Source organism: Pseudonocardia halophobica, assembly GCF_027922425.1.
Taxonomy (GTDB): Bacteria; Actinomycetota; Actinomycetes; order Mycobacteriales; family Pseudonocardiaceae; genus Pseudonocardia; species Pseudonocardia halophobica.
Map to the genome: position 1 here is coordinate 110,231 of NZ_BSFQ01000016.1, position 26,159 is coordinate 136,389.

The 26,159-nt window shown below is 75.3% G+C and carries 20 protein-coding genes; 10 read left to right on the forward strand and 10 right to left on the reverse strand.

Annotation, left to right across the window (positions count from 1 at the left end; translation table 11 throughout):
- Window positions 1-71: 71 nt before the first annotated feature.
- From PKE99_RS19610 to PKE99_RS19620, 3 genes are all read left to right on the forward strand, one after another.
- Window positions 72-701: an L-threonylcarbamoyladenylate synthase gene (locus tag PKE99_RS19610; RefSeq protein ID WP_037047238.1), complete on the forward strand. Its 630-nt coding sequence runs from the start codon at window positions 72-74 to the stop codon at window positions 699-701.
- Window positions 702-1,141: 440 nt separating this feature from the next.
- Window positions 1,142-2,776 (forward strand): ATP-binding protein, encoded by a 1,635-nt coding sequence (locus PKE99_RS19615; RefSeq protein ID WP_037047236.1) that lies wholly within the window; start codon window positions 1,142-1,144, stop codon window positions 2,774-2,776.
- Between the two features lie 104 nt (window positions 2,777-2,880).
- Complete coding sequence (locus PKE99_RS19620; RefSeq protein ID WP_037047233.1) at window positions 2,881-4,104, forward strand: cytochrome P450 family protein; 1,224 nt, start codon at window positions 2,881-2,883, stop codon at window positions 4,102-4,104.
- A gap of 61 nt (window positions 4,105-4,165) precedes the next feature.
- On the opposite strand, the gene PKE99_RS19625 is transcribed toward PKE99_RS19620, so the two are convergent.
- From PKE99_RS19625 to PKE99_RS19640, 4 genes are all read right to left on the reverse strand, one after another.
- Window positions 4,166-5,668 (reverse strand): CoA transferase, encoded by a 1,503-nt coding sequence (locus PKE99_RS19625; RefSeq protein WP_231498254.1) that lies wholly within the window; start codon window positions 5,666-5,668, stop codon window positions 4,166-4,168.
- On the reverse strand, window positions 5,665-7,437 hold the full coding sequence (locus PKE99_RS19630) for an acyclic terpene utilization AtuA family protein (protein ID WP_037047232.1): 1,773 nt from the start codon (window positions 7,435-7,437) through the stop codon (window positions 5,665-5,667). The genes PKE99_RS19625 and PKE99_RS19630 overlap by 4 nt, the downstream gene beginning before the upstream one ends.
- A gap of 97 nt (window positions 7,438-7,534) precedes the next feature.
- A complete protein-coding gene (locus PKE99_RS19635) occupies window positions 7,535-8,221 on the reverse strand; it encodes a COG4315 family predicted lipoprotein (protein WP_051737601.1) in 687 nt (228 codons plus the stop codon).
- Window positions 8,222-8,488: 267 nt separating this feature from the next.
- Complete coding sequence (locus PKE99_RS19640; protein ID WP_037047229.1) at window positions 8,489-9,418, reverse strand: RluA family pseudouridine synthase; 930 nt, start codon at window positions 9,416-9,418, stop codon at window positions 8,489-8,491.
- A gap of 148 nt (window positions 9,419-9,566) precedes the next feature.
- Between PKE99_RS19640 and PKE99_RS19645 the strand changes: the two genes are divergently transcribed.
- From PKE99_RS19645 to PKE99_RS19655, 3 genes are read left to right on the forward strand one after another with little or no spacing between them, the layout of a single operon-like run.
- On the forward strand, window positions 9,567-11,246 hold the full coding sequence (locus PKE99_RS19645) for a PP2C family protein-serine/threonine phosphatase (RefSeq protein ID WP_051737600.1): 1,680 nt from the start codon (window positions 9,567-9,569) through the stop codon (window positions 11,244-11,246).
- Entirely contained in the window at window positions 11,243-12,316 is a 1,074-nt protein-coding gene (locus PKE99_RS19650; protein WP_051737599.1) for a cobalamin B12-binding domain-containing protein, read from the forward strand. Before PKE99_RS19645 ends, PKE99_RS19650 begins: the two co-directional genes overlap by 4 nt.
- Entirely contained in the window at window positions 12,313-12,720 is a 408-nt protein-coding gene (locus PKE99_RS19655; protein ID WP_081924221.1) for an STAS domain-containing protein, read from the forward strand. Before PKE99_RS19650 ends, PKE99_RS19655 begins: the two co-directional genes overlap by 4 nt.
- Window positions 12,721-13,290: 570 nt before the next feature.
- Here PKE99_RS19655 and PKE99_RS19660 read toward each other — a convergent pair.
- A complete protein-coding gene (locus PKE99_RS19660; protein WP_051737598.1) occupies window positions 13,291-14,580 on the reverse strand; it encodes an HNH endonuclease signature motif containing protein in 1,290 nt (429 codons plus the stop codon).
- 535 nt (window positions 14,581-15,115) lie between these two features.
- Between PKE99_RS19660 and map the strand changes: the two genes are divergently transcribed.
- Both map and PKE99_RS19670 read left to right on the forward strand, forming a co-directional pair.
- Window positions 15,116-15,940 carry a type I methionyl aminopeptidase gene (map, locus tag PKE99_RS19665; RefSeq protein WP_037047225.1) on the forward strand — a complete coding sequence of 275 codons (825 nt, stop codon included), beginning with the start codon at window positions 15,116-15,118 and terminating at the stop codon, window positions 15,938-15,940.
- Window positions 15,941-16,207: 267 nt separating this feature from the next.
- Window positions 16,208-16,921 (forward strand): DUF4253 domain-containing protein, encoded by a 714-nt coding sequence (locus tag PKE99_RS19670; RefSeq protein ID WP_051737597.1) that lies wholly within the window; start codon window positions 16,208-16,210, stop codon window positions 16,919-16,921.
- A gap of 4 nt (window positions 16,922-16,925) precedes the next feature.
- On the opposite strand, the gene PKE99_RS19675 is transcribed toward PKE99_RS19670, so the two are convergent.
- Window positions 16,926-17,402, reverse strand: a complete 477-nt coding sequence (locus tag PKE99_RS19675; RefSeq protein ID WP_037047223.1) for a hypothetical protein — start codon at window positions 17,400-17,402, stop codon at window positions 16,926-16,928.
- 149 nt (window positions 17,403-17,551) lie between these two features.
- Between PKE99_RS19675 and PKE99_RS19680 the strand changes: the two genes are divergently transcribed.
- Window positions 17,552-18,037 (forward strand): peroxiredoxin, encoded by a 486-nt coding sequence (locus tag PKE99_RS19680; RefSeq protein ID WP_037047222.1) that lies wholly within the window; start codon window positions 17,552-17,554, stop codon window positions 18,035-18,037.
- 69 nt (window positions 18,038-18,106) lie between these two features.
- A complete protein-coding gene (locus PKE99_RS19685) occupies window positions 18,107-19,081 on the forward strand; it encodes an NADPH:quinone oxidoreductase family protein (RefSeq protein ID WP_037047220.1) in 975 nt (324 codons plus the stop codon).
- Here the strand turns inward: PKE99_RS19685 and PKE99_RS19690 are convergent.
- From PKE99_RS19690 to PKE99_RS19705, 4 genes are read right to left on the reverse strand one after another with little or no spacing between them, the layout of a single operon-like run.
- A complete protein-coding gene (locus tag PKE99_RS19690) occupies window positions 19,053-21,323 on the reverse strand; it encodes a DEAD/DEAH box helicase family protein (protein WP_051737596.1) in 2,271 nt (756 codons plus the stop codon). The genes PKE99_RS19685 and PKE99_RS19690 overlap by 29 nt on opposite strands.
- A complete protein-coding gene (locus PKE99_RS19695; protein WP_051737595.1) occupies window positions 21,324-22,946 on the reverse strand; it encodes a site-specific DNA-methyltransferase in 1,623 nt (540 codons plus the stop codon).
- 7 nt (window positions 22,947-22,953) lie between these two features.
- Window positions 22,954-24,948: a M13 family metallopeptidase gene (locus PKE99_RS19700; protein ID WP_231498253.1), complete on the reverse strand. Its 1,995-nt coding sequence runs from the start codon at window positions 24,946-24,948 to the stop codon at window positions 22,954-22,956.
- Window positions 24,945-25,781, reverse strand: a complete 837-nt coding sequence (locus PKE99_RS19705; RefSeq protein WP_051737594.1) for an LLM class flavin-dependent oxidoreductase — start codon at window positions 25,779-25,781, stop codon at window positions 24,945-24,947. Before PKE99_RS19705 ends, PKE99_RS19700 begins: the two co-directional genes overlap by 4 nt.
- Window positions 25,782-26,159 lie beyond the last annotated feature (378 nt).

A 26,159-nucleotide genomic window follows, 5' to 3' on the forward strand; every position in this document is an offset into this window, starting at 1 on the left:
TCGGCGGTCCGGCTCCCGTCGACGCTAGGTGATCCCTGCCCCGCTGCGCATTCCGGCGATAGGCTGCCGCGGTGGCCCGGTACTTCGACGTGCACCCGGACAACCCGCAGCGCCGCGCGATCGGCCAGGCGGTGGACATCGTCCGCGGCGGCGGCCTGATCGTCTACCCCACCGACTCGGTCTTCGCCCTCGGCTGCCAGCTCGGCAACAAGGAGGGCCTCGACCGGATCCGCGCGATCCGCCGGCTCGACGACCGCCACCACTTCACCCTCGTCTGCAGCGACTTCGCGCAGCTGGGCCAGTTCGTGCAGGTCGGCAACGCGGTGTTCCGCGCGGTCAAGGCGGCGACGCCCGGGCCGTACACGTTCATCCTCCCGGCCACCAAGGAGGTGCCGCGGCGGCTGCTGCACCCGAAGAAGAAGACCGTCGGCGTGCGCATCCCGGACCACCTCGTCGCCCAGGCCCTGCTCGCCGAGCTCGGCGAGCCGCTGCTCTCGTCGACGCTGCTGCTGCCGGACTCGCCGGAGCCGGACGTCCCGCCCACCCAGGGCTGGGAGATCAAGGAGCGGCTCGACCACGCCGTCGACGCCGTCCTCGACTCGGGGGAGTGCGGCACCGAGCCGACCACCGTCGTCGATCTCTCCGGTCCGGAGCCCGAGATCGTCCGCAAGGGCGCCGGTGATCCGTCCCGTTTCGAGTGATCTCGGGAAATCGGTCCCCACCGGACCCTGGACGACCGGGCAGGTGCTGACCTAGCCTCTGTGACCGGGCGCACCGCCGCAGCGTCGCGGACGGGGCGCCTGTTCCGTTCTCGGCCCCCTCCTCCCGCCGGACCGCACCCGTGCCCGCACCCGTGCGACGACCGGCCGCCGGAGGAATCACTCCCTCCGGTCCGGCGTGTCGGCTTGCCGATCGCCGCCGGTCCACCTCCCGCCGACCGGTCATCGCACGCCCGCCGGACGGGCGGCCGGGCGCCGGACCGCCGGGTAATGTCCCGTGGACCTACAGATGTCGGGTCGCAGCTCCCCCGGCGGACGCGGGGCCCGAGGGCGCCCGCCTGCTTCGGCGGGCGGTCGCGGGCGGGCGGCCGGGTCCGTGCGGCGTCCCGGCCGGATCGGGGTACGAACCAGCGGAGGACAGCGTGGAGCGAGACGTCTCGTCCGCCTCCTGGCTCGACGAGCCGGGCGGGGGTGCGACCGGCACCGGCGGCGCCGTCGGCGCCCCCGACGACCGGCCCGACCTGCTGCTCGCGGGCCTCGCGCGGCGGATCTGCGGCCACGCCGAGCGGCAGCTCTCGGTCGCCGAGCGGCTCGGCCCGGACTCGCCCGAGGGTGCCGAGATCGCGGCCGGGGCTCGGCGCCTGCTGCGCGACGGCGAGAGCGTCCTCAGCCTCGTCGGCGGCCGCCCCGAGCGGCGCGGCCCCGTCCCCACCGGCATCGGCCGCATCCTCGCGGACACCGCGGCCGGCGCCGAGGAGCCGCAGCGCGTGTCGGTCCCGCCCGCCCCGTCGGCCTCGCTCGCCGCCGGCAGCGCCGTGGGCGCCGGGCAGGTGCTCGCCGAGCTGGTCGCGCACGCGGAGCGCACGGTGCCGCGGAGCAGCCGCATCGAGCTGGTCGGCCGCTGGGCGGGCGACGGCGGCGTCACGATCGAGCTGCAGGCCGAGGGCGTCGAGCTGCCGTGGCAAGAGGCCGCGGCGCTGGAGAACGAGATCGCCGGGGGCGCCAGCGCGCCCATCCCGCCGGAGCGGCTCGGCCTGCACCTGGCCGCGCGGCTGGCCCGCCGCTGCGGCGCCCGCCTGGAGCTGCAGGCCCCGCTCGGCGGCCCCGCCACCCCGGGCTTCGGCACGATCGCGCTGGTCCGCTTCCCGCGGGCGCTGGTCGAGCCGGCCGCGGGCGTCCAGGTCCCGCGCGAGGCCGCCCCGGCCCCCGTGCCCTCGCCCTCGCCCGCCCCCGCGCCCCGCGAGCCGCGCGAGGAGTCGTCGGAGATCACGTGGGAGCCGGTCCGCGCCGGGTCCGCCCCCGCGCCCGCCTCGGTCGACGAGCTGTTCGGCTCGTTCGACGCCGGGCTCTCCCGGACGGAGGACGACCTGGCCGGCACCCCGATTTTCGCCGCCGTGGCCTCGGCGTGGTTCCGCACGAACGACGACCCGGCCCCGGCCACCAACGGCTGGTCCCACGGCAACGGGCTGAACGGCCACAGTGGAAACGGGGTCAACGGGCACACGAACGGCCACAACGGCAACGGACGGGGGCTCGCGGACAGCTGGCTCGGCTCGAGCACCACGATCGGCGGGACCTCGACCGACGGTGACTCGGCCGGTGGGGGCTGGGCCGGCGGGGACCGGGCCGGCGGGGACTGGGCCGGCTCGGGGGACGACGAGTGGCGCGCGGCCGCCGAGCGCGCGGCGCGGGCCGAGACCGAGCTGCCGACCACCGGGAGCGGCCTCCCGCGGCGCCGGCCCGGCCGGCAGATGGTCACGCCGCCACTGCGCAGCCGCCGGGGCGCGGCCGGGGCCTCGGCCGGCGGCGGGGAGGCCTCCGCCGAGCGGCAGCCGGACCGCGTGCGCAACCGGCTGTCGACCTACCAGCGCGGGCTGGAGGCCGGCCGGCACCGCGCGGCCGATCCCGAGGACGAGCCGTCGTACCAGTCGGGCGAGCCGGGGTCCGATGCGGACTCGCCGGTGCAGGGCCCGGTGCCCGGCCCCACGCTGGAGCGCCGCTACGAGGAGTCGCGCGACCCGTGGACCGGCGAGGGCCTCTGGGGCGACGAGCGCTGACCGTCCGACGAGGGCCTGCGGGCTGTCCGTTCTGAGGACGTCTCAGGGCGGAGCGGCCTAGCGTGGGCCCCGGGCCGGGGCGAGCCCGGCCGGGGGAGGACGCGATGACGAACGCGGAGACCCAGGTCGTCGAACTGGACGGGAAGTTCTTCGACGACCCGGACGCGCTGTACCGGACGCTGCGGCGGGAGGCGCCGGTCGTGCGGGTGAACACCCCGATGGGCCTGCAGGCCTGGGTGGTCACCCGCTACGAGGACGCGCGGCCCGCGCTGAACGACCCGCGGCTGTCAAAGGACGGCGCGAAGTTCGGCGAGATCCTCGAGCGCCGCTCGGTGGCGCCGGAGCGGCGGATGCAGTTCGCCGACTCGCTCGCCGGGCACATGCTCAACACCGACCCGCCGGACCACACGCGGCTGCGCAAGCTGGTGAACCGGGCGTTCACCGTGCGGGCGATCGCGCGGATGCGGCCGCGGATCGAGGAGATCGCGCACGGGCTGGCGGACCGGATGGCCGCCAGGGCCGCCCGGGAGGGCACGGTCGACCTGCTCGACGAGTTCGCCTACCCACTGCCCATGACCGTCATCTGCGAGCTGCTCGGCGTGCCCGAGGGGGAGCGGGACGACTTCCGCGGCTGGACCACCACGCTGCTGTCGGCCGCCCCGCCGGAGGAGCGCGGCGCCGCGGCCGCGGCGATGGCGGAGTTCCTGGCCCGGCTCGTCGCGGACAAGGCCGCGAACCCGGGCGAGGACATGCTGTCGGCGATCGTGAAGGCGTCGGAGGACGGGGACACGCTCTCGGCGCGCGAGGCGACGTCGATGGCGTTCCTCCTGCTCGTCGCCGGGCACGAGACCACGGTCAACCTGATCGGCAACGGCACGCTCGCGCTGCTGCGCCACCCGGACCAGCTCGCCCTCCTGCGTGCCGACCCGGACCTGGTGCCCAACGCCGTCGAGGAGTTCCTGCGCTTCGACGGCCCGATCAACCTCGCGACCTTCCGCTACACCACCGAGCCGGTGGAGATCGGCGGCACCACGGTCCCCGAGGGCGAGGTCGTGCTGATCTCGCTCGTCTCGGCCAACCGGGACACCGAGCGGTACGGCGACGCCGCGACACTCGACGTCACCCGCGACGCGGGCGGGCACGTCGCCTTCGGGTACGGGGTGCACCACTGCCTGGGCGCCCCGCTGGCCCGGCTCGAGGGCGAGATCGCCTTCCGCACCCTGCTCGAGCGGTTCCCCGGCCTCGCCCTCGCCGACGACCCGGAGACGCTCGGCTGGCGGCAGTCCACGCTGATCCACGGCCTGGGCAGCCTCCCCGTCCACCTGTGAGCGGCAACTGCCCCTAGAGGGGCAGTCGCCACTCACGATCCCGGGTGACCTGCGGAGACGGTCAGGTGAGCCAGGCCGGCCGGGAGCTGCCGCGCGGCACGAGGACCGTGCGGTAGCGCCCGGGCGTGCCGGACATCCGGACCTGGTCGGTCATGCCCTGGTACAGCCCGAGCGGGGTGTCCGCGGTGAAGGTCTCGGGGTCGAGGTAGGCGTGCTCGTCCCCGGTCCCGGCGACCGACCGGGCGTAGCCGAGGTCGAACACGCCGAGCCCGAGGATCCACAGCGCCACCCGGGTCAGCGAGACGTGGACCTTCCAGCTGCCACCCTCCACCGCCCGCCGCCGCAGCGCCGCGACGATGCCCGCGGCCGTCAGCCAGGAGACGATGTAGTCGTTGACCACGAGGATCGGCGACAGCCGCGGCTCCACCCCGGGCGAGATCCCGCCGGCTTCCAGGTCGAACATGCCGGTGAGCGCGCCGGCCGTCTGGTCGAAGCCGACGCGGTCGCGCCACGGCCCCCGCTCCCCGTTCAGCGTGTTCGTGGCGTGGACGATGCCGGGCCGCACCGCCGCGGCCTCCTCCGCCGACAACCCGATCGACGCGAGGTAGCCCGGCCGGCGGTTGGCGTAGAAGACGTCCGCACCCGCGAGCAGCTCCCGCACGATCCGCGGGCCGTCGCCGCGGGCGGGGTGCACGGTCGCGGACCGGACCCCGACGTTCGCGGTCACGTACGTGGTGTCGTGCTCGAACTCCGTGGGGCGCCACAGGTTCAGCACGTCCGCGCCGTGCAGCGCGAGCGTCCGGCCCGTCCCGGCGCCGGCGATCACGTGCCCCATGCCGAGCGCCCGGACGCCGTCGAGCGGCTGCTCGGCGCCGCCCGGCAGCGGCTCGGGGGCGGCGTCGCCGATGCGCGTGATCTCGATCAGCGGGGTGTCCTCGAGGGCGGCGTGCTGCTCGGTGGCGAGGAACTCGGCGGTGGTGCGGACCAGCGGCATGACGACGCCGGCCTCGGCGCCCGCGCGTTCCAGGTCGGCGGCGTCCCACCGGGCGACCGCCCGCTCGACCGCCTCCGGGGTGTCGGCGCAGTCGAGCAGCCGCTGCGTGGCGACCTTCAGCGCCGGATAGCCGTTGAGCGGCATGACCCAGCGGCCGTCGCCGGTCCGGTAGAAGCGGAACCCGAACGCCGGCGACGGGTTCGCCGCCGACGCCGCCGGATAGCCGTTGAGCAGCTCCCAGCGCCGGTCGTAGAAGGGGCAGAGCCGGTGCGGGGCGCTGCGCAGGTCGGCCGTGACGTCCTGGCCCGCGCCGCCGCGGTCGCGGTGCAGCGCCGCGACGGCGACCGACTTCGCGGCCAGCGCCAGCGCCGCCGCCCCACCCAGCCGCAACGCACTGGGGACGACGGGGTCGGCGCCGAGGAACGTGACCCGCCCGCCGGTGTCCGACGCGGCCAGGCCGATCCCCCCGAGCAGGGCGTCGAGCGCGCCGTGGACGTCGAACGCGTCGTCGGTGGCCGGGTTCGCGACCGCCGCCCCGATCCGCTCGCCCAGCCCGAGCAGTGCCGTCACAGCAGCTCCTCCGGCACCGTGACGTGCTTGGACCGCAGGTACTCGCCCACGGACTTGCCGATCTGGTCCACCCGCAGGTTCGACGACCCGCCCGTGCCCAGCAGCCCCTTGAGCACCACGTGCACCGCGCGCAGGTACGGGAACTCGTGCCGGACGACGTCGCAGTCCTTGGCCTCGGGCAGCAGCTCGCGGATGGCCGAGGTGCTCAGCGTGGACCGCAGCCACTCCCAGTGCTCGGGGTCGGGCGCCCAGATGCCGACGTTGGAGTTGCCGCCCTTGTCGCCGGCGCGGGCGTAGGTGAGCTCGCCGAGCGGGATCCGGCGGCCCCCGGCCGTCGCGGCGGTCGACGCGGCGGGCGGCTCCGGCGAGCGCCCCTGCTCGAGCTCCTCGGGCGTCGCCCAGCGCGAGGAGACCGGCGCCTCGAGGCGCGTGCCGTCGGCGAGCACCGCGGTGTTCGGAACGAGCTCGGCGGGCAGCAGCGCGGGCCAGTAGTCGATGCGGGGCCACGGCTCGCGGACCGGCTGGGCGCCGCCGTCGTGGTGGAAGCCGGGGAAGCCCTGCAGGTAGAGGCTGCCGACGGCGGCGGGGAAGGGCTTCAGCGCCTCCGGCGCGCGGGCGGTCGCCATGACCCGGATCGGGACCGTGGCCTCCCACTGGGAGTGCGGGTCCTCCGCGGCCGTGCCGAGCGGGGTGACGTCGAGCTGGTCGACGTGTCCCTCCAGCTGGGCGCGGAGCTGGTCGCGCAGCAGTGCCACCTTCTCGGCGACGTTCGGCGAGGTGCAGAACAGCATCTGCGAGATCTGCCAGCCGATCTGCGCGAACACCGCCACCTTCGCCGTCGGCGGGGGCGGGGAGCCGGTGACGGGCGCGATCGCGACGCGGTCCTTGCCCACCTGGCTGAGCCGGACGGTGTCGAGGTGGACCGTGGCGTCGGGGTTGAGGTAGCGCGGCCCCTGGATCTCGTACACCAGCTGCGCGGTCACGGTGTCCACGGTGACCATGCCGCCGTCCCGGGCGTGCTTGGTGATCACCGACGAGCCGTCCGCCGCGATCTCGGCGATCGGGAAGCCGCACTTCACCATGCCCGGGACCTGCGTGAAGCCCGAGAAGTTGCCGCCCGTCGCGTGGGCACCGCACTCGATGATGTGCCCGGCGGTGATCGCGCCGGCGAGCGGGCCCCAGTCGTCGGGCGTCCAGCCGTGCCACCAGGCGGCCGGACCGGCGGTGAGCGAGGCGTCCGTGACCCGCCCCGTGACGACGATGTCGGCGCCGGCCCTCAGCGCCTCGGCGATCCCGAACCCGCCCAGGTAGGAGTTGGCCGCGATCGGGTCCACGCCCCAGTCCTTGAGCGGGGCGCCGGTGTCGAGGTGCTCCATGGCGTGCCCGTCGGTGTGGAACTCGCCGAGCCGGTCGAGGACGTTGTCGCCCTCGACGTGGGCGACGGTGAGGTCGACGCCGGCCTCGGCGAGGTCCTCGCGCAGGGCCGCGGCGAGCCCCTCGGGGTTGAACCCGCCGGCGTTGGTCACGATCCTGATGCCGCGCTCGGCGATCGTGGCCAGGTGCGGGCGGAGCTGTTTGCGGAAGTAGTCGACCCAGCCGCCGCCGCGCGCCGGGTCGTAGGTCACCGCGAGCGCGGCGAGCGTCACCTCGGCGAGGTAGTCGCCCATGAGGACGTCGACGGGGTCGCCCGCCATCGCCTCGTCGATGGCCGTGAACCGGTCACCGAGGTAGCCCGAGAAGTTCCCGATCCTCACCGATCGTTCGTTCATGAGGACCGACGATAGCCCTCTCGCGCGGATTCGAGGAGGGGCCGGTGATGCAGTCGCATGCGGACTGCGCCCCGGCCCCTCCCCGAGCCCCTTTCGATCAGCGGCCCGCCGCGGGTGCGGCCCCGGTCGTCACGGGGGCGCCGCCGGTCGTGGCGGCCTTGCCGGCCGGGCTCGTCACGCCCAGCGACCCGGCCGGGACGGCGGCCGGCGCGGCCGCCGGGCTCGCGCCCGGGCCGTTGGCGGCGGGGGTGCCGTTGACGCCCATCGCGGCCCAGGTCCCGCCGACGCCCTCGCCCTTCGAGTCACCGGGCCTGGTGTCACCGCTGTAGCGGTAGAGCGGCCAGCCGTTGAGCGTGAGCTGCTGGGTGCCGTCGGGACGACCGATCGTGCCGACCAGGCCGGACGGGATGCCCTGCAGCGCGGGCTGCCCGTCGCCCTGCACCGGCGGCCACTTCTTGGCGCAGTCGCCGGTGCACGTGGCGGCGGACGGGTCGTTGCGGTCGTTGGCGAAGCGGTAGACGGTGAAGCCGTCGGTGGTCACCACGGTGCCGACGGCGGTCACGCCGGTGCCGAGGCCGCCGGTCGGGGCGACGGTCGTGCCGTTCGCGCTGCCGTTGGCGCTGCCGGACGAGCTGCCGGACGAGCTGCCGGCGGGCAGCGCGTCGCTGGCGTCGACGAACCCGGACGATCCGCAGGCCGACAGCGCGGTCGCGGCGGTGAGGGCCGCGGCCGCCACGAGGACGGGGCGCAGGCGGGCGTGTCGGAGGAGACGGGGGAGCGTCATCTCGGTGGTTCCTTCAGTTCTTCGCGGGGAGCGAGTCGTGCGGTCCCCGCCCGCGGCGGCGGGGGGCGGTGCGCCGAGGACGGGAACCGCTGAGGGCGACCTTATGAAGTCGCGGGCGTCCCGAGTTGCCACGCTGAGAGACGATCACGGCACGCGACGCGACCGGCGCGCCGAGCGGCCGCCGTCTGCTGCCGACGCGCACCGGCGCTGCTCCGAACGCCGTAGGCCGTCCTCAGGAACGATGACGGCGCAGGCCCTGGCGGCCGCTCACCCGCCCACCGGACCGTTCTCCGGCCAGGCCCGCAGCGTCGAGCGGCTGTCGAACCGCCGCTCCTCGCCGCTCACCGGATCGGTGAACTCCAGGGTGCGGGCGAGCAGCTGCAGCGGCGAGGAGAAGTCGTCGAGCGGGGTCTCGTGCAGGTCGGGGTAGAAGTCGTCGCCGACGATCGGGATGCCGAGCCCGGCCAGGTGCAGCCGCAGCTGGTGGGTTCGCCCGGTGAGCGGCCGCAGGCGGTAGCGGCCGAGGTCGCCGCGGCGCTCGAGGAGCTCCACGCGGGTCTCGGCGTTCGGCTCGCCGGGCACCTCGTAGGCCCGGATCACGCCGCGCTCCTTGACGATCCGGCTGCGCACCGTGCGTGGCAGCTCGAGGCCCGGCCGGTACGGGGCGACCGCCTCGTAGGTCTTCCGGACGCGGCGGTCGCGGAACATCGTCTGGTAGCGGCCGCGCAGCTCGGGGCGCACCACGAACAGCACCAGCCCGGCGGTGACCCGGTCGAGCCGGTGGGCGGGGGAGAGCTGCGGCAGGTCGAGCCGGTGCCGCAGCCGCACGAGCGCGGTCTCCACGACGTGCCGCCCGCGCGGGATCGTGGCCAGGAAGTGGGGCTTGTCGACGACGAGGATGTCGTCGTCGCGGTGCACGATCCCGATCTCGAAGGGGACCGGCACCTCGTCGGGCAGGTCCCGGTGGAACCAGACGAACGACGCGGGCACGAACGGGGCGTCGACGGCGAGCGGCCCGTCGAGGTCGACGATCCGCTCCTCGCGCAGCATCTCCTCGATCCGGCCCGGATCCACCCGCGGCAGCCGCTCGACCAGGTGCTCGCGCATGGTCCGCCACGGGCCCTCGTCCGGCGTGCGCAGCCGGACCGGGTCGAGCCCGTGCCGCTGCGGGAGCGGGGCCGGGCGGCGTCGTCTCACCGGGCGAGGATACGGAGGCGACGCCGTCGGTCCGTGCCCGCGGGCGCCACGCCAACGGTTAACCTCACGTGCGGGTGCGCGTTCCTGCGCGTGGCCGTGTCGGGAGGGGAGCGCGATCATCCGCAGCAAGGACGCCGATGCGGGCCGGGTGACGGCGGGGATCGGCGGGGGATCCGTCGACAGCCCTGTCGACCCGACCGACCCGGTGACACCGGCGGTCGTCTCTCCGCGCACGCCCGCCCAGACCCTCGCCGACCGGCTGCTCGACGGTGCCGACTTCGGCGTCCTCGCCCTCGACGACCGCGGCCTCGTCCGCCGGGCCAACGCCGCCGCCCGCCGCCTGCTGCCGGGTGTGCGCGAGGCCGAGCTGCTGCCCGGGCCCGTCGCGGCCGGGCTCTGCGCCGGCCCGGGCGACGGTGCGGGCGACGGTGCGGCCGAGCTCGAGCTGGCAGGCCGCGCCCTGCGGGCCCGTCGCCAGGAGCTGCCCGACGGCTGGGTCGCCTGGCACGTCGAGGACGTCACCGAGCACCGCCGCCGGCTGGACAACCTGCTCGCCGAGCGCGCCCGCTCGCGCTTCCTCGCCACCGCCAGCCGCCGCCTCGGGCTGTCGCTGCACCCCGGGCGGACCGCGCGGGCGGTCGTGGAGCTGGCGTCGTCCGAGCTGGCGGACCTCGCGGTCGTCGTGCTGCCGGTCCGCGGCGGGGTGTCGGAGTGGTACGCCTGCACCGGCGACCGGGTCGCCAGCAGCGGCCGCACGGACGTCGCCGACATGCCCGCCGAGCTGCGGGACGCGCTGGCCGGCGTCGCCGGCGGGCCGCGCCCGCTGCTCGCCGAGGACCTCGCCGGGCAGCCCTGGGCGGCCGGCGCGCCGTCCGCTGCCGCGCTGATCTCGCTGCCCGGCAACGGCGTCCCCGCCGGCGCGCTGGTGCTGCTGCGCCACGAGGCCGACTCGGCCGCCGCCCCGGGCGCCGACGAGGCCCTCACCGAGGAGTTCGCCCAGCGCTCCGGGCTGGCGCTCGCGGCCGCCTCGCTCTACGCGGGCCAGGCCGGCACCGCCGCCGTGCTCAAGCGGAGCCTGCAGCAGCCCGCGCTGCCGCGGGTCCCCGGAATGGTCTTCGGTGCGGCGTACCGGCCGGCCGAGGAGGGCCTGCTCATCGGCGGTGACTTCTACGACGTGCTCGTCGGGCCGGACCGGTCGGCCATGTTCGTGCTCGGCGACGTGTGCGGCAAGGGCGTGCACGCGGCGGTCAGCACCGGGCAGCTGCGCCAGTCCGTCCAGGCCCTGCGCCGCCTCGACCACGATCCCGTCAGCCTGCTGCGGCTGCTCAACGAGACGATGCTCGAGGCCGCGGACCCCGAGGCCGACCCGGGCTTCGCGACCGTCGTGCTCGGCACCGCCACGCCGCTGACCGACGGCGGCCTCGAGCTGGAGCTGGCCGGCGGCGGGCACCTGCCCCCGCTCGTCGTGCGCCGCGACGGGGTGGAGGAGATCGGGATCGGCGGCATGCTGGTCGGCGCGGTGCCCTCCGCCCGGTTCGCCTCGCGCACCGTCCGGCTCGCGCCGGGCGAGGCCTGCGTGCTCTACACGGACGGGGTCAGCGAAGCCCGCGGCGGCGTCGACGGCCGCGAGACCCTCGGCGAGACGCGGCTGGCCGGGCTGCTGGCCGGCGCGCACGTGATGCCCGCGCCCGCGATCGCCGAGCGGGTGGAGCAGCACACCACCCGCTGGCTCGCGTCCGGCGCGCACGACGACATCGCCGTCCTCGTCGTCCAGGCGCCGCGGGTGCTCCCCGATCCGTCGGGCCCGGTCGCGGAGGAGCGCGCATGACCGCCGGGTCCGACCCGCGGGTCGCCGCCCGCCGCGCGGAGTTCATGGCCGCCCTCGGCCGGGCGGACGAGGACGCCGCCGTCGCACTGGCCCTCGGCCTGGTCGACGCGGGCGTGGCCGCCCGGGAGGTCCTCCTCGGGCTGGTCGCGGGCACGCAGGAGGAGGTCGGGCTGCGCTGGCAGCGCGGGGAGTGGAGCGTCGCGCGCGAGCACGCCGCCACCGCCGTCAACGAGCGGGTGGTCGCGGCCCTCGGCCGCCGGACCCGGCGGGGCTCGCGCGGGCACGTCGTCCTCGCCTGCCTCGACGGCGAGTGGCACGCCCTGCCCGGCCGGATCGTGGCGGAGGTGCTGCGGCTCGCGGGCTGGCACGTCACCTTCCTCGGCGCCAGCGTGCCCGCCGCCGAACTCGTGAGCTACCTGCACCAGGAGGGGCCGGACGTCGTGGCGGTGAGCTGCGCGCTGCCCGTGCACCTGCCCGCCGCGCACCGCACGATCGTCGCGGCGCAGCGCACCGGCACACCCGTGCTGGCCGGCGGGCCGGGCTTCGGGGCCGACGGCCGTTGGGCCCGCAGGCTGGGCGTCGACGCCTGGGCGCCCGACGCCGTCGAGGCCGTCCGGCTGCTCGACGAGCTCCCCTGGCCGGAGCCCGAACCCGACCAGGTCGGCGACGGCGGTCCCGGCCCCGAGTACGCAGGCCTGCGCGCGCGACGCGGCGACCTCGTCGTCGCCGCCACCCGGGTGCTCGACGGCCGCACCGCGCTCGGTGCGCCCGGCGGCGTCGTCGAGGCGGGGCTGGAGGACGACCTGACCCACGCCGTCGACTTCCTCACCGCCGCGGTCTACCTGTCCGATCCCGAGGTCTTCACCGGCTACCTGGGCTGGCTCGCCGACCTCCTCGACGCGCGGGGCGTGGACACCGGCTCGGCGCGTGCCGTGCTCGCCGAGTTCCACGCCGGCCTGCACGACTTCCCGTTCGCCCAGGAGTGCCTGCGCCGCGGTTCCGCGCAGCTGCAGGACCGTCCGGCCGTGCCCACCGACGGCGCGGCCACCGTCAGGGAGGCCACGGCATGAGCACCAGCTCCGGCGTGCACCGCGACCCCACCCGTCCCCAGCCGCTGCGCGTGGAGGCGCGGGCCGAGGCCCCGCGGGTCGTCCTGGTCCTCGTCGGCGACCTGACCTTCGGCACGGCACCCAGCCTGGAGGAGCACGTCCGCGAGGTCGCCGAGGCCGCCGGGCCGGACCTGCCCGCGGACCTCGTGATCGACGTCGCCGCCCTCGACTTCTGCGACTCCGCCGGTCTCGCCGCCCTCATCGGCCTGCAGCGCCGCGCCGCCCGCCGCGGCGGGACCGTCACCCTCGCCGGCGCCAGCGGCACGTTGCGCCGGGTGCTGCGGGTGACCGGTGCCGAGATCCTCTTCACCCTCCGCCCCGCCGACCCGGCCTCCGGGGTCGGGACTGAGGGGCAGGTGGGGTAGGGGCTCCGCCGCCGATCGATCGCGCCAAGCGCGCAGCAGCCTGAGCGAGGTGGTCACGGACGTGCTCGGGCCCCTGGACGAGTCCCCGGAGCGGACCTGATTCACGGACCGCCTGCCGTACTACTTCGTGAAGACCGGTCCCGGCTCTCAGGGCGACCGCATCCGCCAGGTGTACGACCCGGTCGCTGCCGCACTCGGCGTCGAGCCCCGCGGGCCTCCCTTGTCGGCCTCACTCCGCGGAGCTGGTCCGGCGCACCCTCGCCAATGAGCGTCGGGACCTGCTCGGGCAGATCGTTGAGTCGCGGGCGCCATGGATCGTCACGCTCGGGAGGAGGCCGCCGACATCCTTGCCGCGATCGCCGAGGAGGATCGTCTGCTCCTCGAGCGCGGGGACGGGTACGCGCGGCCGCGGGCCGTGACCGTCGACGGCCACGACCTGGAATGGATTTCGCTGACCCACCACGGGAACAGACCCGGGCTGGGCAGCGACGCACGTCGAGTGGGCGGCCGGCGGCCGCTGAACTACAGACGTGAAGGAGCCGGGGGAGCTGCGCCGACCGACTCCGCCCGTCACCCCGTCGGCTGGAGGAGCGGGGGTGGTCGTCGCCGTGGGGAGCGGCTCGGGTCCAGCCAGTACGGCGGGACGAACTCGGGGAGTCCGCCGGCGAGGCGCACCTCCCAGCCCGAGCAGTGGATCAGCCGGTGGTGGACCTTGCAGAGCATCACCAGGTTGCCGAGGGCGGTCGCGCCGCCGTGCTGCCACTCCTCGACGTGGTGGACCTCGCACCAGGAGGGTGGGCGGTCGCAGCCGGGGAACGCGCACCCGCGGTCGCGGATCGCGACCGCGCGGCGCAGTCCGTCCGGGACGGTGCGGGCGATCCGGCCGACGTCGAGAGGGACGCCCTCGCCGTCGAGGACGACCGGGAGCACGGAGGCGTCGCAGGCGAGCATGCGGAGCGACCCTGCGTTCAGCCGGCCGCCGAAGTCGAGCACGGCCGTACGGCAGCGGTTCTCCAGGTCGTCGAGCCTGATCACGACGTTGAGCAGCGGGCGCCGGCCGCCGGTCTCGGAGAGTCGGCCGCGCTCGAGGACCAGGCCGCACACCTCGGCGAGTGCCTCGGCCCGGCGTTCCGGGGTGGTGCGTTCGTCGTCCGCGTCGCGGGGTGCGGCGCCGGCGTCGACCGCGGCGGCGATCGCATCGAACATCGCGGCGTCGTCGAATCGGCACGTGAGGCTGCCACCGGGCTTCGTGCGGAAGCGACGCAGGCGCAGCTCGTTGACCTGCGGCGGCGGGTCGTCGTTCGGCTCGGCGCCGTCCTGGTCGAGGACCTCGACGAGCTGGGTGCCCCAGGCGAGGAGCTCGCTCGGCGTGTACACGCCGGTCTTGCTCGCGAGCTCCAGCTCGGCGCCCGCCCACACCTCGGGCGAGAGCCGCCGGGCCGCGCCACTGTCGAGCACCTTGGCGATCACCTCGACGTGCCGGAGGCCGGCCCTGCCGACAGCGAACGCCTCTGCGGTGGCCGGCACCCGGGCGGGCAGCTCCGTCCCGTCGAGGCCGATGCGCGTACGGACCGACTCGGCGGCGACCACCCGGCGGCGTGCCTCGAACCGCTCCCAGCCGAGCAGGTCGCCGAGTGCGCCGGCGGGGGAACGGTAGCCGCGTTCGGCGAAGACACCGCGGCGCTGAAGATCGGCCACGGCGTCGACCACGACGCGGTCGAGACTCCGCCTCACCTCCTCGGCCGCCACGAGGACTGCCACCAGCTCGTCGTCCGACGCGGCCGGACCCGCCGCGCCGCGCAGCTCGTCGACCCCCTCCGTGAGGCGGCCGTGCGCGGCGTCGACGGGGGCCCGATCCATGGCCACAGCATAGTCGAACATCAGTTCGAACAAATACCTCTCGCCGCAGGTCGGAGGCTGTTCGGCCTGCAGTGTGTGCAGCGGTGATCGCCAGCTCCGCGGGGGCCTTCGGGCTGCGACCGCTCGTCGCGCCGGCAGCCGCGCCGAACGGCGGTGCGGACGGAATGGGCAGCGTCGAGCGCGCAGGCCCTTCGGTCGACGACCTCCGGTGGTCGGCTGCAACCGCGCAAGGTGTCGAGCAACTGCTGCGTCGGCAAGGTCGAGCGCCGCGCCGGGGCAGATGGTCGTGCTGAATCCGGGACGGGGTGGTCGTCCGGTCCCGATCGCGCGCAGGGATTCCGGCGAGATATCGGCGGCGTGCGCGACTTCCGGCAAGTCTCCCTCGGGCCCGACGCGCAGAAGGACGCCTGACGACTGTGGTGTGCCCAGGCGTGAGCAGCGGGCAGACCCCGCCTGGGACTCGACTGGTATTACTATACCGCCACGCGTTAGGGTGTCGGTATAACTATACCGGCACCAGGGACGCGAGGTACTCGTGATCGAGCTGAAGACGCCTGCGGAGATCGACCGCATGCGCGTGGCCGGGCGCTTCGTCGCCGAGGTGCTCTCCGAGGTCGGCCGGCTCGCCGACGTGGGCGTCAACCTCCTGGACCTGGAGCACCACGCGCGCGGGATGATCGGGCGGCGTGGGGCGGACTCGTGCTACTGGGACTACGCGCCGTCGTTCGGGCGCGGCCCGTTCCGCAACGTCATCTGCCTGGCGGTCAACGACGCCGTCCTGCACGGCCTGCCCCACGACTACACGCTGCGCGACGGGGACGTGCTCACCGCGGACCTCGCGGTCGGCATCGGCGGCTGGGTGGCGGACTCGGCGCGCACGGTCGTCGTCGGCACCGCCGCCGAGGAGGACCTGCGCCTCGTCCGCGCCACCGAGGAGGCCCTGGAGGCGGCGATCGAGGTGGCGCGTCCGGGCAATCGCCTGGGTGACATCTCGGCGGCGATCTCGGCGGTGGCCCAGGACCACGGCTACCCGGTCAACGACGAGTTCGGGGGGCACGGCATCGGCCGCACCATGCACGAGGACCCCCACGTCTCCAACAAGGGCCGGGCGGGCCGCGGCCTGACGCTCCGGCCGGGGCTGACCCTCGCGATCGAGCCCTGGTTCGCCCGCACCACCGACAAGATCGTCCACGACCCTGACGGGTGGACCATCCGGTCGGCCGACGGCTCCCGCGCGGCCCACTCCGAGCACACCGTCGCCATCACCGAGGACGGCCCCCTGGTGCTCACCCGACGGGACTCGGAGGAGCCGGTCAGGAGGGGGCGGCCCGCCGGTCGCCTCTCCGCCCGCGACGCCTAGCAGCCGAGATGCGTCGTCCGCACCGGATCCACGGGCAGACTGTGAGGGCGGCGACGGAGCCGTCGGCGAGGGTGAAGCGGTGGTGCATCAGCACCGGAGTACCGGGAAAGTCCCTGGGACCTGAGCCCGGTCCGGTTCACACCCCGATCATGATTCGGGCACCGACAGGAACCAGGACCGCAGCTCCTACCCTCCCGGCCCGTTCACAGGTGCGAACACCTCGGCGCCCCCGGGACCCGCATCGTCACCATCCCCGTCCAACCCGGCATGACGACGATCGACGCCCACCTCCCCTTCGACCTCCACGACCTGCCGAACCCGGACGTCTACGAGGAGCTGCTCCGCGCGGCCCCGACGACCGGGCGGTGTCCGGTGTGGATCACCAACTGGACCGTCGGCCGCGTCGCGCCGCTCACGAGCGCCGAGCGCACGGCCCGGCTGCTCGACGTGGCGCGGGCAGACGCGGCCCGGCTCCTCGAGCGGGCGTGGCCCGGGCCCTGCCCGCCGGCCTGCTCCTGCTCGGCACCGCTGCCGGCCTGGCCCGGACTGCTGCCGGTACCGGACCGGAACGCCACGGCCCTGGAGGGCGACCTCGCCGTCGTCGCCGCCGCGCGGTGGGCCCGCGAACGGGCGTGGCACTCGGCGCTCGCCGTGGTCGACGCCGCGCGCCCGGCGGACGTCCCGGCCGTGGTCGACTGGAGCGGCGCGTGCAACCACGACCAGCACGTCACGGAGATCTCCGCCGTGCTGCGCAGCTGGGAGGAGCGCTTCGGCGCCGTCCTCGTGGAGCTCGACGCCGACACGCTGCTCCTGTCGGTCGCCGCCCCGCCGATGACCCGCCCGGAGTGCGAGACGGTCGCGGCCGAGCACTTCGCCTTCTGCCCCGACCAGCAGGACCCGCAGGACGGCCGGATCTTCACCCTCCGCAGCTACGCCGACCTGATCCGCGGCGCGCGGCAGTGGCGGTTCTGGTGGGACTGACTCCTCACGCCTCCCGCCGGCGCCCCCACCGGCGCCGCGGCTCCTCCGGCTCGGGCTCGGCGGGCGCGGGCCCGAGCGCCAGCTCGGACGCCTGCTGGGCCAGCACCTCGAGCTGGGCGGTGACGTCGGCGTGCGCCGGGTCGAGCGCGGCCTGCTCGGCGATGGTCGCCGCCTGGGCGACGGCGTCGGCGAAGGAGGACCGGGCCTCGTCGAGCCGCTGCGAGATCCGCTTCGCCGGCGCCTCGCTCACCCACCACCACGCCGGCTCGATCGAGTCGCCCACCGTGGCCAGCCTGCGGACGGCGCCGAGCTCGGTGTCGAGCTGGGTCGCGATCCGGGCGAGCCACTCCCGTGCGGGCGAGGCCGGGATGGCGGACACGATGCGCCGGAATCGTGCGACGGAGTCCTCGCACGCCGACACGTAGCCGTTCCAGTAGCGGGACAGCCGGGGCGGCGGCGGTTCGGGCTGCGAGCGGGGCACGCGACCAGGGTGCCCCACGACCGCACCCGGCTCGCGTGCCGGCCGGTGCCTCACCGGAAGGTGGGGAGCCCGCAACTCACCCGACGACGAGGTCCGGTCCGGCGCTAGCGTGGGGTGTCCGCATCTTCCCTGACAGCGAGGAGCTCGGCGTGACCCTCTCGATCGGCGACACCGTCCCGGACGTCACCCTCATCACCGTCCGCGACGGCGCTCCGACGCCGGTGCAGAGCTCGGACGTCCTGGGCTCGGGCACCGTGGTGCTCTTCGGCGTGCCCGGCGCGTTCACCCCCGCCTGCTCGGACCAGCACCTGCCCGAGTACGTGCTGCGTGCCGACGAGCTGAAGGAGAAGGGCGTCGACACGATCGCCTGCGTGGCGGTCAACGACGCCTTCGTGATGGACGCGTGGGGGAGGTCGCGCGAGGTCGGGGACAAGGTCCTCATGCTCGGCGACGGCAACGGCGACTTCGCCAAGGCGGTCGGCCTGACGCTCGACGGCACCGGCTTCGGCCTGGGCCTGCGCTCGCAGCGCTACGCCGCGGTGCTGAAGGACGGCGTGGTCGAGAGCGTCTGGGTGGAGGAGAAGCCCACCGACGTGACCGTCAGCTCGGCCGACGCGGTGCTGAAGAGCCTCTGACGCACGACCGCGGCGTGGCCGTGCTCACGGCCGGGGGACACCGACCGGACGATCGGCCAGGGTGGACCGATGCTGCGCGTCGTCTGCACCGAGTTCGGCGATCCGGAACTGCTCACCGTGGTCGAGGAGCCCACCCAAGCCCCCGGGCCGGGTGAGGTCCTGATCGAGGTCGGCGCGGCCGGCGTCAGCTTCGTGGACGGCCTGATCGTCCGTGGCGGCTACCAGGTGAGACCGCCGCTGCCGTTCACGCCCGGGATGGCGGTCGCGGGGCGGGTCGTCGCGGTCGGCGAGGGCGTGGAGACCTGCCCGGTGGGGACGGCCGTGGCCGCCTCGGCGACCGGGTTCGGCGGCTTCGCCTCACACGTCACCGTCCCCGCCCCGCTCGCGGTCCCGCTTCCTGCGGGCGTCGACGCCACCGTCGCCGCCTGCGCGATGGAGAGCTACGCGACGCTCGTCTTCGCCGTCACGCGGCGGGTCACGATCGAGCCCGGCGAGCAGGTCGTGGTGCTCGGCGCGGGCGGCGGGATCGGGCTGGCCGCCGTCGACGTGGCCCGCGGCCTGGGCGCGCGGGTGGTGGCCGTGGCGTCGTCGGAGGAGAAGCGGGCGGCGGCGAAGGCCGCGGGCGCCGAGGTGACGATCGACTACACCGACCTGAAGGACGCGATCCGCGCGGCGACGGACGGCGGCGCGGACGTCGTGATCGACCCCGTCGGCGGCCCGGCCGCCGAGTCGTCGTTGCGGGCGCTGCGCGCGGGCGGCCGGTTCTGCGTGCTCGGCTTCGCGTCCGGTGAGATCCCGCGCCTGCCCGCGAACATCGTGCTGCTACGCAACCGCTCGGTGATCGGGGTGGACTGGGGCGACTGGGCCCGCGAGGTCGGCGGGCCGGAGGGCAACGCCGCGCTGCTGGCCGACGTCCTGGGCCGGATCGGGCGCGACGAGCTGCACCCGCCGCGTCCCACGACCGCGCCGCTCGAGGAGGCCGGGGCGGTGCTGCGGCTCTACGCCGAGCGCCGGGTCACCGGGAAGTACGTCCTGGTCCCGTGAGCAGGTAGACCGCCTCGCCGTCGACGTGCGCGGCCCGCGGCGCGACCGGGCCGAACGGGGTGTCGACGGTGAAGGCGCGCGGCAGCACGACCGGCTCGCCCCGCGCCCCGTCGGCGGACCGGAGCTCCCCGCCGACGATCTCCAGCACCGGCGGGAGCTGCGCCCGGAGGCCGCTGAGCAGCGCGGACGCCGCGCGGTCGAGCACGGCGGTCGGGTTGGCGCCCACGCAGCCGAGCAGGCCGGCGTCGCCGAGCACCCGGCACACGGTCGCGCGGGTCAGCCCGGTCCGGGCCTGCACCTCGGCGACCACCTCCGCCTCGGTGAGGCCGGCACCCGGCTCGAGCGCGTAGGCCGGCCCCGCCTCGGACCGGCCGGTGGCGTGGTCCGTCGTCCGCACCCGGACGAGGGGCGGGGTGATCGGCCGCGCCGCCCGGAGTGCCCGGACGGCGTGCCGGACCAGGTCCTCGGTCGACAGCGGCAGCCGGGCCCGGAGGCCCAGCCCGACCCGCGCCCACAGCGCCGCGAACTCGGCCCCGCGCACCGCCGTGTCGGGGTCGCCGGCCCGCCGCACCACGATCTCGCGCCCGGTGTCCGCGCGGTACTCCTCCTGCAGGGTGCGGGCGAACTCGTCGTAGGCCTCGTTGGCGACCACGGTTAGCCGCGCCACCCGCGGGTCCCGGACCCGCCGGCCCGCGGCGTCGACGGGCAGCCGCAGGCCGCGGCCGATCTCCTGGCGCTTCCGGTCGGGGGAGCGGGTCTCGTTGAGCGTGCAGATCTGGAAGACGTTCGGGTTGTCCCAGCCCTCGCGCAGGGCGGAGTGGCTGAACAGGAACCGCATCGGTTCGGCGGCCGAGAGCAGCCGCTCGCGGTCCCGCATGATCAGGTCGAACGCCGAGGCGTCCGTCTCCCCGCCGTCGACGTACCCGGTCCGCGGGTCGCCGGCGAAGTAGCCGCCGTGCGCCGCCCCGACGGGCGGCAGGTCCAGCTCGGGATAGCCGGGTGCGAGCCGCGTGTAGGCCTCCTCGAACCAGCGCCCGGCCTCGCCGAGCCCGCCGTCGGGCGCCCGGTAGCTCGCCACCCGGTCGACGAAGAACAGCGACAGCACCTTCACCCCGCGCGGCGCGAGCGCGCGCTCCCGGTCGAGGTGCCGGCGGACCGTCTCGATCACCTGCGCCCGGCGCACGCCGGCGTCGTAGGTCCCGGCCGGGGTCGACGGCGTCACGACCAGGGCACCGGAGAAGTGCACCGCCGGCTCCCGGAACCCGATGTCGGCGACGACGAACCCGCGCGCGTACTCCCGCCGCCCGCCGGAGAGCGTGGCGAGATCGTCGCCGAGCCGCACCCAGAGCGTGCGTTCGCGCTGCTCGTGGTGGATCGTCAGCCGCGCGCGGGAGCGGCCGGCGTCGACCGCGAGCAGCCGGACCAGGGGTTCCGACGCCCGCCCGTCCGGCACGACCGAGGCCACCTCGATGCCCTTGACGAGGCCCTGCTCCCGCGCCTCGACCGGGTCCAGCCGGTACACCAGCTCGTGCGGGTTCCGGTGCGTGGCCGAGTAGCGCAGCGTGCAGAAGGGGTTCAGCTTGGCGATGGCCGCGGCCGCGCCGTCGGACTCCATGTTCTGCGGCTCGTCGAGGATCACGACCGGCCGGGTCGACGCGACGACCTCGATCGGCCGCCGTCCGGCCATCTGGTCCTGCGCGCGGTGGACGACGTTCCCGCCCCGGCCCGCGACGTCGCGGCGGAAGGCCTGCAGCGTCATCACCAGGAACTGGACGCTGCCCGAGGTGGCGAAGCGGCGGACGCGGCCGAGCCGGCGGGCGTCGTAGGCCACGGCGTCGAAGGGCTCGGCGTAGAGCGCGGTGAGGTGCTCGCGCAGGGCCTCGATGCTCGCGAGCACGCCCTCCCGCACGGCCACGCTCGGTACCACGACCACGAACTTCCGGAAGCCGTGGGCGCGGTGCAGTTCGAACGCCGTCCGCAGGTAGACGTAGGTCTTGCCGGTCCCGGTCTCCATCTCGACGGCGAAGTCGCGGGTGCGACCGCCGGTCGCCGGCAGCTCGTGGCGCCCCTGGACGGCACGGAGGTTGGCCGGGAGCCGGGCGTCGAAGCCGGGACCGGGCGGGTTGGCGACCCCGGTCTCGGTGAAGGCCGGGTGCGGCGCGCGGGGCAGCCCGGCGAAGAGGTCGACGACGGCGGCGACGGCCGCGGCCTGGTGGGGGAGCGTTGCGTCGAAGCGGAGCACTCACACCACCTGGAGCGCGAGGTCGACGCCCCGCCGGTTGCGTTCGCGGACGGCGTGCAGGGTGTGCAGGCGCAGGGCGTCGTCGCCGCCGAAGCCCTCCTCGGTCACGGCCAGCACTGCGGGCTCGCGCGCCAGCATCGCCTCGACGACGGCCTCGGTGAGCGGGGCGAAGCACGCGAGCAGGGCGCCGTCGGCGACCGACCAGCCTGCGACGCCGGCGAGGTCGACCTCCTCGACGGGCGCGGTGAGCGGGTGCCCGGCGGCCAGCATCAGGCCGGTGAGGTCGGTGCCGCCCCCGGCGACGAGCCGGTAGGCCCGGAAGCCGAGGTCCGCGTCGGGCTCCGCCTCCGGCCGCAGCGCCGCCCCGGCCCGCCGCACCCGCTCCCGCGTGACGTCGGCGATCGACGAGTACGCGGTGCCCGGCGTCGGCTCCGGCAGCTGGACCAGCAGGAACCGCCGCTCCTCGCCACTGGCCAGGTTCTCGGCGAACACGGCGTGCCCGAGCGTCCCGGAGCCGGCGAAGAAGTCGAGCACGAGATCGCCCGGGCCTGTGCCGATCTGCAGCATCCGGCGGACCAGCCGGGTCGGCTTGGGCGTGGTGAACGGCTCGTCCGCCCCGAACAGCGCGACCACCTCGCGCTTGGCCTCCTGGTTGTGCCCGGTCTCGTCGTGCCGCCACCACGTGTCCGGCACGATCCCCGCCTGCACCTCGCTGCGGAAGCCCTTGACCCGCGGCGGGTGGTCGCCGTCCCGGCCGAACCAGATCCGGCCGTCGGCGCGCAGCTCCTCGTAGCGGACCCGGTCGCCGTTCCAGTGCCGGCCCGCGGGCGGCCACACCTCCCGGCCCGACGGCAGCGTGACCGGGTACCGGTAGGTACCGGCCCGTTCCACGCCCTCCGAGCGGACCGAGAAGGAGACGCTCTGCCACGGCCCGCGCGGGTCGGCGTCGGGATTGCCGAAGGCCTTCTCCTGCGCCGCGCCGCGGGGGAGGAGCCGCCGGTCCCACGCCTCGACGTCCCGGGCGTAGACGAGCACGTGGTCGTGGCTGCCGGAGATCAACGCCCGGTTCTTCTTGGCGAACACCTTCTGCCAGGCCACCGTGGCGACGAAGTTCTCCTCGCCCCAGATCTCGTCCATGATCAGCCGCAGGTGCGCGACCTCCGTGTCGTCGATCGTCACGAAGATCGCGCCGTCCGGCCGCAGCAGCTCGCGGGCCAGCACCAGCCGCGGGTACATCATCGACAGCCAGCGCGAGTGCCGGCGCCCCGCGGTCTCGACGGCCGCGTTCGCCCGCCGCCCGAGGTCGTCGACCTGGCCGGAGAAGCGCAGGTAGGCGGCCATGGGGTCGGCGAAGTCGTCCGGGTACAGGAACTCCCGGCCGGTGTTGTACGGCGGGTCGATCGTGATCAGCTTGACCGCGCCGTGGTAGGCGCGGGACAGCAGCTTGAGGACCTCGAGGTTGTCCCCCTCGACGATCACGTTGCCGGTGGTGTCCCAGTCGACGGACTCCGCCGGCATCGGCTCGAGCGCGCCGGTGGGCGGCTCGCCGATCACCCGCAGGCACTCCGCCCGGCCGGGCCAGGTGAGGCCGAAGCGCTCACCCGGCCCGTCGGTCACGGTCACGCGCGGCTCACCAGATGCGCACGCGCGCCTCGGGAGCGGTGAACAGCGCGTCCGACTCCCGGACGTCGAACGCCTCGTGGAAGGCGTCGAGGTTGGTGACGACGGCGTTGCAGCGCAGGTCCGGCGGCGAGTGCGGGTCGATCGTGAGCCGCCGGATCGCCTCCGCGTCCCGGGTCACGGCCCGCCACACCTGCGCCCAGCCGATCAGCACCCGCTGCAGCCCGGTGAACCCGTCGATCACCGGCGGCTCCGTGCCCTCGGTCGCGATCCGGTACGCCTTGATCGCGATCGTGAGCCCGCCGAGGTCGCCGATGTTCTCGCCGACGGTGAGCGCGCCGTTGACCTTGTGCTCCGGCAGTCCGGCGGGGGAGAGCCCGTCGTACTGGTCGATCAGGGCCTTGCTGCGCCGGTCGAACTCCGCCCGGTCGGCGGCCTCCCACCAGTCGGTCATGTTGCCGTCGCCGTCGTAGCGCGAGCCCTGGTCGTCGAAGCCGTGGCCGATCTCGTGCCCGATCACCGCGCCGATGCCGCCGTAGTTGGCGGCGTCGTCCGCCTCGGGGTCGAAGAAGGGCGGCTGCAGGATCGCGGCCGGGAAGACGATCTCGTTCATCCGCGGGTGGTAGTAGGCGTTGACCGTCTGCGGGGTCATCAGCCACTCGTCCCGGTCGACCGGGCCGCCGATGCGGTTCAGGTCGTAGTCGAAGTCCCACTCGGCGGCGCGCAGGACGTTGCCGAGCAGGTCGTCGCCCTTGACCTCGAGCGCCGAGTAGTCCTTCCACTTGTCCGGGTAGCCGATCTTCGGCGTGAACTTCCCGAGCTTCTCCAGCGCCCGCTCGCGGGTGGCCGGGCTCATCCAGTCCAGCGCCGAGATGCTCTGCCGGTACGCCTCGACGAGGTTCGCGACCAGCTCGACCATCCGCTCCTTGGACGAGGCCGGGAAGTGCCGCTCCACGTAGAGCTTGCCGACGGCCTCGCCGATCGCGCTCTCGACCACCGAGACGCCGCGCTTCCAGCGCTCGCGCAGGGCCGGGGTGCCGGAGAGGGTGCGGCCGTAGAAGTCGAAGTCCTCGTCGACGACGGCTCCGGTCAGGTAGTCCGCGGACGCCGATGCGGTGCGGATCGACAGCCACGCCTGCCACTGCTCGAGCGGGAGCTCCGCCCAGAGCTTCGCCGCGGCCAGCACGAACGACGGCTGCCGGACGACGACCTCGGCGAACGCCGCATCGCCGTCGCCCGCCCGCCCGGCCCGCAGCGCCGCGTGCCAGGACTCCCAGGGGAACTCCGGGGCGTTGGCCTGCACCGCGGGCCACGTCATCAGGGTGTAGGTCTTCTCCGCGTCCCGGTTGGTCACCCGGTCCCAGGACACGGCGGCGAGCGCGGTCTCCAGCTCCATGACCGTCGCCGCGAGCCCCGCCGGGTCCTCGAGCCCGACCAGGCCGGCGAGCCGCTCCAGGTGGGTCACGTACTTGGCGCGGATCTCCGCGTAGGCGTCCTCGCGGTAGTAGGACTCGTCGGGCAGCCCGAGGCCGGACTGCGAGAGGTGCACCAGGTAGCGGTCCGAGTCCTTCGCGTCCGTCGCGACGTAGACGCCGAACAGGGAGGCCCGGCCGTGCCGCTGCCGGCGGCCCAGCACCGCGGCGAGCTCGGCCTTGTCCGCGGCCTGCGCGATCTCCGCCAGCAGCGGGCGCAGCGGCTCGACGCCCCGGGCCTCGATCCCGTCCGTGTCCATGAAGGAGGCGTAGAGGTCGGCGATCTGCCGGGCCTCGGGTCCCTCGAGGTCGCCCGCGCCCTCGACGATCGCCCGCACGTCCTCCTCGGCCCGGTCCCGCAGGTCGCGGAACGCGCCGTCCTGCGCGCGGTCGTCCGGGATCACGTGGCTGGTCAGCCAGGCGCCGTTGACGTGGCCGAACAGGTCGTCCTGGGGGCGGGTGCCGGTGTCGACCCACCGCAGGTCCAGACCGCTGCGGCGGGTCCCGTTCGCTGTCTCGGGGGAGGTCGTCACGCCGTCCATCCTGCCGTCCGCCGCGGCCCGGCCGCCACGGGTTCGCGCACGGCGGAGACGGCGGCGGAGACGGCATCGGCGGCGACGGCGAGTGTGCGCAGGTGGCCGGCCAGGTCGGTACGGGTCGGCTGGGTCTGCAGCAGCAGTGCGCTCGCCCACGGCAGCGCGGCGTCGGCCCGCAGGCGGGCGGCGACCTCGGCGGCGGGCTCGCCCGCCCGGATCAGCCGGGACACCGCGACCCGCGGCTCGGCGGCCGCCCGCGCCCAGTAGCGCTCGAGGTCCGGGGCCGCGCCCTGCGGCCGGCCGCTGATCACGCCGATCCCGCGGGCCGCGGCCGCGTCGACCCCGCGGCGCGAGCCCGTGGCCCACCACATCCGGTCGAGCAGGCCGGGCGCGTCGGGCACGAGCGTGGCGCCGCCGAGGATCTCCCGCAGCTCGTCGACGGCCGCGGCGCAGTCGGCGTGCCGCCGCTCGTGGTCGCGGCCGAACAGGGCCGACGCCGCCGGGTCCGAGCCCGCGCCGACGCCCAGCTCCAGGCGCTCGCCGGACAGCGCGTCGAGCACCGCGGCGTCCTCGGCCACCCGCCGCGGGTCCTCCAGTGCCGCCGCGATCACCCCCGTTCCGAGCCGGATCCGACTCGTGGCCTGTGCGACCGCGGCGAGCAGGACGAAGGGGGAGGGCAGGTAGCCCTGGGCCTCGCTCGCGTGGTGCTGGGCGACCCAGAAGGAGGCGAACCCGGCGGCCTCGGCCGCGACGGCCAGCTCGACGGTGTCGCGGTAGGCGTCGCGCGGGGAGCCCAGGCCCCCGACGTGCGTGAGGTAGCCGAGCTCCATGCACGGAACGTACCGACGGGTTGACGTTGTGTGACGATCGGCAGGGGTGACGGCGGACACTCGGCGGATCGCCTTGCGCACCAGGGGCGAGTGACGCGAGTATCCGATCGTGACCCCGGAACTCCGACTCGTGGCTCGGCTCTACGTCGACCTGTGTCGGACCAACGTGGACCTCTGTCCGGTGGACCTCGACCTCTTCTGGACGGGGTCGGCGACGCGCTGCTGGTTCGGTTGAGCGCGGCGGGCACCTGCCCGCCCTCACCGCACGTCCGCCTGCACGAACCGTGTCGCGGACGTCCCGTGCCCGTCGACGACGTCGTCACCCTCCCGATCTCCCCGGTCGCGGCGTGCGCACGCCGCGCAGACGTTCCCGGAGCC

Bases quoted from the DNA above. Each gene is read 5' to 3' on its own strand.
- PKE99_RS19620 (WP_037047233.1), top strand. From the start codon at position 2,881: ATGACGAACGCGGAGACCCAGGTCGTCGAACTGGACGGGAAGTTCTTC.
- PKE99_RS19630 (WP_037047232.1), bottom strand. From the start codon at position 7,437: ATGAACGAACGATCGGTGAGGATCGGGAACTTCTCGGGCTACCTCGGT.
- PKE99_RS19635 (WP_051737601.1), bottom strand. From the start codon at position 8,221: ATGACGCTCCCCCGTCTCCTCCGACACGCCCGCCTGCGCCCCGTCCTC.
- PKE99_RS19650 (WP_051737599.1), top strand. From the start codon at position 11,243: ATGACCGCCGGGTCCGACCCGCGGGTCGCCGCCCGCCGCGCGGAGTTC.
- PKE99_RS19655 (WP_081924221.1), top strand. From the start codon at position 12,313: ATGAGCACCAGCTCCGGCGTGCACCGCGACCCCACCCGTCCCCAGCCG.
- PKE99_RS19660 (WP_051737598.1), bottom strand. From the start codon at position 14,580: ATGGATCGGGCCCCCGTCGACGCCGCGCACGGCCGCCTCACGGAGGGG.
- PKE99_RS19670 (WP_051737597.1), top strand. From the start codon at position 16,208: ATGACGACGATCGACGCCCACCTCCCCTTCGACCTCCACGACCTGCCG.
- PKE99_RS19685 (WP_037047220.1), top strand. From the start codon at position 18,107: ATGCTGCGCGTCGTCTGCACCGAGTTCGGCGATCCGGAACTGCTCACC.
- PKE99_RS19705 (WP_051737594.1), bottom strand. From the start codon at position 25,781: ATGGAGCTCGGCTACCTCACGCACGTCGGGGGCCTGGGCTCCCCGCGC.